This window comes from Nocardia sp. NPDC004722, assembly GCF_053601505.1.
In genome coordinates, this window is the sequence record NZ_JBSGBY010000495.1 from 1 (window position 1) to 6,514 (window position 6,514).

Annotated in this window: 4 protein-coding genes; 1 reads left to right on the top strand and 3 read right to left on the bottom strand. The window is 66.1% G+C overall.

What is annotated here, in order from left to right:
* From ACWELQ_RS34415 to ACWELQ_RS34425, 3 genes are all read right to left on the bottom strand, one after another.
* A partial coding sequence (locus tag ACWELQ_RS34415; protein WP_452401197.1) for an enoyl-CoA hydratase/isomerase family protein occupies positions 1 to 352 on the bottom strand: 352 nt, incomplete at its 3' end.
* Entirely contained in the window at positions 349 to 1,488 is a 1,140-nt protein-coding gene (locus ACWELQ_RS34420) for an acyl-CoA dehydrogenase family protein (protein WP_452401200.1), read from the bottom strand. The genes ACWELQ_RS34420 and ACWELQ_RS34415, both read right to left, overlap by 4 nt.
* 4 nt (positions 1,489 to 1,492) lie before the next feature.
* A complete protein-coding gene (locus tag ACWELQ_RS34425; RefSeq protein WP_452401198.1) occupies positions 1,493 to 2,992 on the bottom strand; it encodes a CoA-acylating methylmalonate-semialdehyde dehydrogenase in 1,500 nt (499 codons plus the stop codon).
* Between the two features lie 133 nt (positions 2,993 to 3,125).
* On the opposite strand from ACWELQ_RS34425, the gene icmF reads away from it, so the two are divergent.
* Positions 3,126 to 6,359: a fused isobutyryl-CoA mutase/GTPase IcmF gene (gene icmF / locus ACWELQ_RS34430; protein WP_452401199.1), complete on the top strand. Its 3,234-nt coding sequence runs from the start codon at positions 3,126 to 3,128 to the stop codon at positions 6,357 to 6,359.
* Positions 6,360 to 6,514: the final 155 nt, after the last annotated feature.

The following is a 6,514-nucleotide window of genomic DNA, read 5'->3' on the forward strand; positions in this document are numbered from 1 at the left end:
CCGGTGCAGGGGCGCGCCGGTGCGGCCGTCGCGCAATGTACTCGTCGCGCCAGAACTTGCCGCTCGGCGAATCGGCCGAGACCTCCGGCGAATCACCCTGTGCGACAGCGTGCTTGGCGTCGTTGTGGATGGCGACGATATCGCCGCCCGCGCACAGCCCGCGCTCGCCCGCGCCGGTGAGGACCACCGTGCGCACCTCGTCGTCGTCCGCCCAGGCGCGCAGCGCCTCCAGGATGGTCAGCGCCATCGGGTGGTTGAGCGCGTTGATGGCGCGGGGGCGGTTGAGCGTGATCAGGCCGAGCCCGTCGCGCTTCTCGACCAGAACCTCGGGTTCGTTCACCGTCTCGCTCATGCTGCTCCTACCACCGAGCGGGCGACGACCACCCGCATGATTTCGTTCGTCCCCTCGAGAATCTGATGCACCCGCAGGTCGCGAACGATCTTCTCGATGCCGTATTCGGCCAGGTAACCGTAGCCACCGTGCAGTTGCAGGGCCTTGTTGGCCACCTCGAATCCGGCGTCGGTGGCGAACCGCTTGGCCATGGCGCACAGCTCGACCTTGTCGTCGGCGTCGGCGTCCAGGGCGGCGGCCGCACGCCACAGCAGGGTGCGGGCGGCCTCCAGGGAGGTGCGCATATCGGCGAGTTCGAATTGCAGGGCGGTGTTGTCCAGCAGTCGCGAGCCGAACGCCTTACGCTGCGCCAGATACGACACGGTCCGATCCAGCGCGGCCTGCGCACCGCCGAGCGAGCAGGCGGCGATGTTCAGCCGCCCGCCGTTGAGCCCGTTCATGGCGATGCGGAAGCCGTCCCCCTCGTCGCCGAGCAGGTTGGCGACCGGCACCCGGGCATCCTCGAGGATGACCTGCCGGGTGGGCTGCGCGTTCCAGCCCATCTTGCGTTCGTTCGGCCCCACCGAGAGTCCCGGGGTGTCGGCCGGGACGATCAGCGCCGAGATGCCGCGCGACCCGGCGTCTCCGGTGCGGACCATCATGACGTACACGTCATTGGCTCCCGCTCCGGAGATGAACTGCTTTGCGCCATTGAGGATGTAGTCCTCGCCGTCGCGAACGGCCTTGGTGCTCAAGGCCGCCGCGTCCGAGCCCACCGAGGGTTCGGTGAGCGCGTAGGACCCGAGCAGGTCCATCGAGGTCAGGCCCGGCAGCCAGCGATCACGCTGGGCGGCGGTGCCGTACGTGTCGATCATCCACGTCGCCATGTTGTGGATGGAGATGTAGGCGGCGATGGCCGGGCAGCCGGTGGAGAGCTGCTCGAAGATGCGCACGGCGTCCAGCCGCCGCAGCTGCGAGCCGCCCACGTCTTCCCGCACGTAGATGCCGCCCATGCCGAGCGAGCCCGCCTTGCGCAGCACATCGACCGGGAAGTGCTTGCGCTCATCCCATTCCAGGGCATTGGGCGCGAGCAGTTCGTCGGCGAAGTCGCGGGCGGTCTCGACGATCGCCTTCTCGTCCTCGTCCAGTACGAACATCACGTCAGTCCATGGTCGGGATGACGAAGGCGTTGGACTCTTTCTGCCCGGCGGGCCAGCGCTGGGTCACCGTCTTGGTCTTGGTGTAGAAGCGGATCGAGTCCGGGCCGTGCTGGTTGAGATCGCCGAAGCCGGAACGCTTCCAGCCGCCGAAGGTGTGGTAGGCGATCGGCACCGGGATCGGGACATTGATGCCGACCATGCCGACCTGCACGCGGGCGGCGAAGTCGCGGGCGGTGTCGCCGTCGCGGGTGAAGATGGCGACGCCGTTGCCGTATTCGTGCTCGTTGGCCAGGCGCAGGCCCTCTTCGTAGTCCTTGGCCCGCACGATGGACAGCACCGGGCCGAAGATCTCTTCCTTGTAGATCCGCATATCGGCGGTCACGTTGTCGAACAGCGTCGCGCCCGCGAAGAATCCGTCCTCGCCGCCCTCGACCACCAGGCCGCGGCCGTCGATGACGAGCTCCGCGCCCTCGTCGACGCCGATCTGCACATAGTTGTTCACACGGTCCACGCCGTCGCGCCCGACCAGCGGGCCGAAGTCCGCGCCCGGATCGTCGGAGACGCCGACGTTGAGTTTGCCGATGCGCTCGATCAGCTTGGCGCGCAGGCGATCCGCCGTCTCCTCGCCCACCGGCACGGCGACCGAGATGGCCATGCAGCGCTCACCAGCCGAGCCGTAGCCCGCACCGATCAGCTGGTCGGCGACATCGTCGAGGTCGGCGTCGGGCATGACGATGGCATGGTTCTTGGCCCCGCCGAAGCACTGCGCGCGCTTGCCGTTGGCCGATGCGGTCTCGTAGATGTACTGCGCGATCGGGGTCGAGCCCACGAAGCCGACGGCCTTGATGCGCTCGTCGTGCAGCAGCGTGTCCACGGCTTCCTTGTCGCCGTTGACGACATTGAAGATGCCCGCGGGCAGTCCGGCCTCGAGGAACAGCTCGGCCAGCCGCAGCGGCACCGAGGGGTCGCGCTCGGAAGGCTTGAGCACGAAGGCATTACCGCAGGCCAGCGCCGGACCGGCCTTCCACAGCGGGATCATGGCCGGGAAGTTGAACGGGGTGATGCCCGCGACCACGCCCAGCGGCTGCCGCATGGAGTACACGTCGATGCCGGTGCCGGCGCTCTCGGTATACTCGCCCTTGAGCAGATGCGGGATGCCGCAGGCGAATTCGATGACCTCGAGGCCGCGCTGGATGTCGCCCTTGGCGTCGGCGACGGTCTTGCCGTGCTCGCTGGACAGCAGCGCGGCCAGCGAGTCCATCTCGTCCTGCACCAAGGTCAGGAACTTCATCAGGATCCGCGCGCGTCGCTGCGGGTTCATGGCGGCCCACGCGGGCTGCGCGGCGGCGGCGTTCGCGATGACCGCCTCGACCTCACTCTTGCTCGCCAGCGGCACCTTGGCCTGAACCTGCCCGGTGCTCGGGTTGAACACATCGCCGAAGTTGCCCGAAGTTCCCGGTACGTGCTTGCCGCCGATGAAATGAGTCAGTTCGCGAACCATGCCAGTCCTGTCTCGAAGGCTGTGAAGCTTGCGCGCCGATTGCGCGGTCTGTGGCGATCCTATAGTTGGACATCCAAGTAATGGATGTGTGATAATTCACAGCAACCAACAGGCTCTCCGTGCGGAGGATGACATGCCCGATCTGCATGTCCCGGTCAATCCAGTGCGGTTCGTTACCGCTGCTGCGCTCTTCGATGGCCATGACGCGGCCATCAACATCATGCGAAGAATTCTTCAGGCCCAGGGGGCCGAGGTGATTCATCTGGGGCATAACCGGGCCGTGCGGGAGGTCGTGGACGCGGCCGTCACCGAGGACGTGCAGGGCATCGCGGTCAGCTCGTATCAGGGCGGGCACATCGAGTACTTCGAGTACTTGGCCAAGGCGTTGAAGGAGGCCGGGGCCGGGCACGTGCAGATCTTCGGCGGGGGCGGCGGGGTGATCATTCCCGAGGAGATCGCACGGCTGGCCGAGTCGGGGGTGACCATCTTCTCGCCGGAGGACGGGCAGCGGCTCGGGCTGCCGGGGATGATCAGTCAGCTGATTTCGGCTTGCGACGTGGATCTTTCATCGCAGCCCGCCGCGGTGGACGCGGTGCTGAGCGGGGATCGTGCGGCACTGGCACGCACGCTCACCTGTCTGCAACAGGGCACCCTTCCGGAAGCGGATCGGGCGGCACTGGCCGCCGCGGCGGCCGCGCGGCGCGTGCCGGTGCTCGGCATCACGGGCACCGGTGGTTCCGGAAAGTCCTCTCTCACAGATGAACTCATTCGACGGCTGCGCACCGATCAGCAGGACAAGCTGCGGGTCGCGGTGCTCGCGGTCGATCCGACGCGACGGCGTGGTGGTGGCGCGCTGCTGGGTGACCGGATCCGGATGAACGCCCTCGACGGCGAGCGCGTCTACTTCCGCTCGCTGGCCACCCGGGGCGGACGCGAACTGCCGAACGACATCGACACCATGGTGATCGCCTGCAAGGCAGCGGGATTCGATCTGGTCGTCCTCGAGACGCCCGGCATCGGTCAGGGCGACGCGGCCATCGCCGAACACGTGGACGTCTCGCTGTACGTGATGACGCCGGAGTTCGGGGCCGCCTCCCAGCTCGAGAAGATCGACATGCTCGATTACGCGGATGTGGTGGCCATCAACAAGTTCGAGCGGCGCGGGGCGGAGGACGCGCTGCGCGACGTGTCCCGGCAGCTGGTGCGCAACCGCGAGGACTTCCACGCCATGCCGGAGGACATGCCGGTATTCGGCACCAGCGCGGCCACATTCAACGACGACGGCGTGACCGCGCTCTACCAGCACTTGGCCGAACTCCTCGGAGCGGCTGGGCTGCCACTCCAAGAGGGTGTGCTGCCGCGGGTGAACACCCGCGCCTCGACCCGGTTCGCCCAGATCATCCCGCCACAACGCGTGCGCTACCTGGCCGAGATCGCCGAGGCGGTCCGGGATTACCACGCGGACACGGAACGACAGATCGGTGCGGCGCAGCGCGTGCAGCGACTCCAGCTGGTGCTGGACGAACTGACCACATCCTCGTCAACCTCATCACCGTCGTCATCGGAAGTGGGGGCGCTTCTGGAAACCGCCCGCGCCGACCTGGCACCGGAAAATGCCGCACTGCTGGCGGAGTGGCCGTCTGTCGCCGAGTCGTACCGGGGTGACGAGCAGGTCGTTCGAGTTCGCGATCGGGAGTTGCGAACCACCCTGCGGCGGGAAACACTGTCCGGCAGTTCGATTCCGCGCGTGGCGCTCCCCCGGTTCACCGATCACGGTGAGCTGCTGCGTTTCCTGCGCTCGGAGAATCTGCCGGGGCGGTTCCCGTTCACGGCCGGGGTGTTCGCGTTCAAGCGGGACAACGAGGACCCGGCGCGAATGTTCGCCGGGGAGGGTGACGCGTTCCGGACCAATCGGCGGTTCAAGGTGCTGTCGGAACATGCCGAGGCCAAGCGGCTTTCGACCGCGTTCGATTCGGTGACGCTGTACGGGCACGATCCGGCGGAGCGGCCGGACATCTACGGGAAGGTGGGGACCTCGGGGGTTTCCATCGCCTCGCTCGACGATATGAAGGCGCTCTACGACGGATTCGATCTGGATGCGCCGACCACGTCGGTGTCGATGACCATCAACGGGCCCGCGCCGACGATTCTCGCCTACTACCTGAACGCGGCCATCGATCAAGCGGTGCAACAGTTCTCGGACGAGCAGGGCCGGGAGCCGAGCACCCAGGAGGCGGCAGAGTTGCGCGCCCGCACCCTCGCCACCGTGCGCGGGACCGTGCAGGCCGACATTCTCAAGGAGGATCAGGGGCAGAACACCTGTATCTTCTCGACCGAATTCAGCCTGCGCATGATGGCTGATATCCAGGAATGGTTCGTGCGCAACGGTGTTCGCAACTTCTACTCGGTGTCCATCTCCGGCTATCACATCGCCGAGGCCGGGGCGAACCCGATCAGCCAGCTGGCCTTCACCTTGGCCAACGGCTTCACCTATGTGGAGGCCTATCTGGCGCGCGGCATGGATATCGACGATTTCGCGCCCAACCTGTCGTTCTTCTTCTCCAATGGGATGGACGCCGAGTACTCGGTGATCGGCCGGGTGGCGCGGCGGATCTGGGCGATCGCCATGCGCGACAAGTACGGGGCCAACGACCGTTCGCAGAAGCTGAAGTACCACATTCAGACCTCCGGGCGGTCGCTGCACGCGCAGGAGATGAGCTTCAACGACATTCGCACCACATTGCAAGCGCTGATCGCCGTGTACGACAACTGCAACAGCCTGCACACCAATGCCTACGACGAGGCCGTCACCACGCCCACCGAGGAGTCGGTGCGCCGCGCCCTGGCGATTCAGCTCATCATCAACCGGGAATGGGGGTTGGCGATGAACGAGAATCCCTTGCAGGGCAGCTTCATCATCGACGAGCTCACCGACCTGGTCGAAGAGGCCGTGCTGCGCGAATTCGAGCGGATCAGCGAACGCGGCGGCGTGCTCGGTGCGATGGAGACCGGCTATCAGCGCGGCCGCATCCAGGACGAGTCGATGCTCTACGAGCGCCGCAAGCACGACGGCAGCCTCCCGATCATCGGCGTCAACACCTTCCGCAATCCGCACGAGGAAGAACACCGGGTCCTGGAATTGGCCCGCGGCACCGAATCCGAAAAGCAGTCCCAGCTGCAACGAGTCAGCGAATTCACGGCTCGCCACCGCGACGAGGCCCCGGCCGCGCTGGCACGTCTCGCGGCGGCCACCTCCAGCGATGAGAACGTCTTCGAGGTGCTGATGGATGCCGCGCGAGTCTGCACGCTGCAACAGGTCACGGACACCTTCTTCACCGTAGGCGGCCAGTATCGACGCAACGTCTGAATTGATATAGCCATACGCTATTAATTCCCTTGCAGGCGTTGATAATTCACACAAACTAGGCGCGCGCCAATTTCAGAACCGCAGCAATTTCACAGCTATACCTGAATGATGATGCGCCAAACCACCCTCAGAACCACTGCCAAGCTGGCCGCGGC